The organism is uncultured Thiocystis sp., from assembly GCF_903866365.1.
Lineage (GTDB): Bacteria > Pseudomonadota > Gammaproteobacteria > Chromatiales > Chromatiaceae > Chromatium.
The window spans coordinates 1-2,567 of the sequence record NZ_CAIPNF010000270.1 but is presented as its reverse complement, the minus strand read 5'-3'; the positions used below and the strand labels follow the sequence as shown (position 1 = coordinate 2,567).

The 2,567-nt window shown below is 59.3% G+C and carries 5 protein-coding genes; 4 read left to right on the top strand and 1 reads right to left on the bottom strand.

Annotated elements, in window-relative coordinates; translation table 11 throughout:
• Positions 1–42: 42 nt before the first annotated feature.
• Positions 43–456 (bottom strand): hypothetical protein, encoded by a 414-nt coding sequence (locus QZY07_RS15215; RefSeq protein WP_295404459.1) that lies wholly within the window; start codon positions 454–456, stop codon positions 43–45.
• Positions 457–1,064: 608 nt separating this feature from the next.
• Between QZY07_RS15215 and QZY07_RS15210 the strand changes: the two genes are divergently transcribed.
• The 4 genes from QZY07_RS15210 (at position 1,065) to QZY07_RS15195 (ending at position 2,233) form a co-directional block, all read left to right on the top strand.
• Positions 1,065–1,346, top strand: coding sequence for a BrnT family toxin (locus QZY07_RS15210; RefSeq protein WP_295404457.1), 282 nt, complete (start codon positions 1,065–1,067; stop codon positions 1,344–1,346).
• The gene (locus tag QZY07_RS15205) at positions 1,318–1,623 is read left to right on the top strand and encodes a BrnA antitoxin family protein (RefSeq protein WP_295404454.1); all 306 of its coding nucleotides are present in this window, start codon (positions 1,318–1,320) and stop codon (positions 1,621–1,623) included. The genes QZY07_RS15210 and QZY07_RS15205 overlap by 29 nt, the downstream gene beginning before the upstream one ends.
• Positions 1,624–1,842: 219 nt before the next feature.
• Positions 1,843–1,986: a hypothetical protein gene (locus tag QZY07_RS15200; protein ID WP_295404451.1), complete on the top strand. Its 144-nt coding sequence runs from the start codon at positions 1,843–1,845 to the stop codon at positions 1,984–1,986.
• Positions 1,967–2,233, top strand: a complete 267-nt coding sequence (locus QZY07_RS15195; RefSeq protein WP_295404448.1) for a transcriptional regulator — start codon at positions 1,967–1,969, stop codon at positions 2,231–2,233. Before QZY07_RS15200 ends, QZY07_RS15195 begins: the two co-directional genes overlap by 20 nt.
• The last annotated feature ends 334 nt before the right edge of the window (positions 2,234–2,567 follow it).

The window sequence follows — 2,567 nt, the reverse complement described above, 5'->3', positions numbered from 1 at the left end:
CCCGCGATGGCGACGGTTACGGCGCGGCATCGCCGGCTCATTTTAAATGAGTAGCGGAATATGGTTACACGTATTTTTTAGATCATAAAATGCGGCGTTTGTCAATGCGTAAGTCCTGTGGCAGATCTGCTCGGCGCTGAAATCGCCCGGGTTCCCCGAGCGCGGCCGGTCGGACAACAGTTCCTCGATCGCGGCGCGCAGACGCTTGGGCTGGCCCGCCAGCGCGGCGAGCGGCGCCTGGGCGTCCGCCCAGCGCCGCCGCCACTGCCCGACCCCGTCTTCACCGAGGCCCACCAGCGCTTGCGCAATCGCGCTGTTGTGCTCGCCGTCGGCGGCGCGCAGCACGATCCGCGCGCGCCGCACCAGGCTGTGAGCGGTTTCGCGGCTGCGGGAGAGCCCTTCGAGCAGGGTGCGTTGCTCGTCGGTCAGTTCAATCAAAGGGGCTGGACGGGCCATGATCTGTCTGTCCTCTGAAGGCAGTGGGGAGCAGCGCGCCATTATCCATTATCCAGGAAAGTTCAAGCGTTTTGTACTACGCCCTGCGCAAACAGACCGTCGAGCCAGTCTTCGGCATCATCAAATCGGTGATGGGATTTCGTCAGTTTCTCACGCGCGGTCCTTGCCACCTATCGGTTTCTCCGAACCATCAGAAACGCGCGCTCGGAGCTGCGTAGCCAGGCCATCCTGGCCTGGTTTTCCTGGGCTGGAAGCCCTGGCTACGCACAACTGATAGGTGGTGAGCGCGCGGTCTGGACAACGTGCGCAACGAGTGGACCCTGGTTTGCCTGGCGTAGAACCTCAAACGCATGGCCGTCTTGCGCCCGCAGTAAGGGAAATTCGCAGGAAAAGTGCCTTTTTGCCGAAAAAAGGCGATTTTCGAGGAAAATCGCCTTTGATTGTCTTTTTCAGCCAATCCGAACGCTCAAGTCCGACAGGCTGCTAGTTTCCGGGCTGTCACCCCCGATTGCTGCTGAGGCAGCAACCGGCGGAGCATCGGCGCGGCGGTCAAGCGTAGTAACAGAAAATCCTCGACAGGATGAATGGTTGTTACTACAATAATCTGCATGAAGATCGCCTTCGATCCTGCCAAAGACCGCGCCAACCTCGCCAAACACGGGGTGTCGCTGGCACTGGCGGCAGCGTTCGAGTGGGACACGGCGCTGATCTGGACCGATGACCGCGAGGATTACGGCGAAGACCGCCAGCGCGCGTTGGTGCTGCATGGCGTGCGCCTGTATTTCGTCGCCTTCGTGGATCGAGAGGACGGTCGGCGCATCATCAGCCTGCGTAAAGCCACTAACCAGGAGCAAGCACGCTATGTCCAAGACGTTTTTAACGGCCCGTAACGGCCGCAAAATCTTGCTCAATTCGCCGGAGGAAGATGCGGCCATTACTGCCGCAGCCCTGTCCGACCCAGACGCGCAGCCCTTGACCGAGGAAGAATGGGAGCGCATCAAGCCCCGGTTGCGCGTGGGTCGTCCGCCCGCGTCGATCCGCAAGGTCTCGACTACCATCCGCTTCGACGCCGATCTGCTGGACGCGCTGAAGGCCAGCGGCCCCGGCTGGCAGACGCGCGTTAATGACGCGCTGAGAAAGGCGTTCATCCAGTCGCCAGGGGCATAGGCCCGGCAGGCGCGAAGCGTCAAGGTTGTTGATTTCTGGTCAACACGGTTAAGCGCGGCGAAGATGGCAACGTGAAAGCCGTTTCCATCCTGTCGTACCGCCAACGCCTGGCCGACACGCTGATCAAAGAGGTGCGCGTTTGGCGCTTGCCGGCCCCCGTCGCCGGGTGCGCGCATCCCCAACAAGTACCTGCTGACGCTGGTGAGCGATGATCGGTGCGTGTTGCGCGACGACAACGAACGCGGGAAAGTTGATCACGACCAGGAGTCCGCGCTGACCTTCCTGTCGATGCCGGAACTCCTGATCGACTTCGACCGCAACATCCAACGCTGGAGAGATGTTTATGAGCACCCTGATCATTGACGTGGCAAGCGAGGACGAGGCGCTCGCCCAAGCCATCGCCGCCATCGAGCGCAATGAGCCGCAGCCGCCGCGATACCTGTCCTGCTCACAGGAAGATCTGCTCGACACGCTCACCGGCAACCGCTTCGCGCTGCTCAAGGCGCTGGCGGGCGCCGGACCCCTCGGGGTGCGCGAACCGGCGCGCCGGACCGGGCGTGATGTGCGTGTGGTCCATGCTGACGCTAAGGAACGGTTCACTTCCAAGTAACTTTCTCCATCTAGCTGTTTTGAAAGGAATATTGATGTGAGGAAATGATGACAGATGGGCGTGGATCGTGGCGTTTGCGGTGAGGAAACGGCCGTTGCGGTCATCGCCAGCGTGATCGCGCCGGCAAGGATGGGGAGTCGAAGAAAATCGGGATGATGACTGGGTGATCAGCAATTCCCGGTGAAATCTTATTCGGCACGTGATTATTTCTACTTTGTTACCTTTAAGAAACATTTAAGTATTTAATTTTTATGGAAATAAATAGAAATACACATAAACAATGGGGCTCTAGTAGACTTCTGAATGCCTGGAATCACCCAAAAACCACCAATAT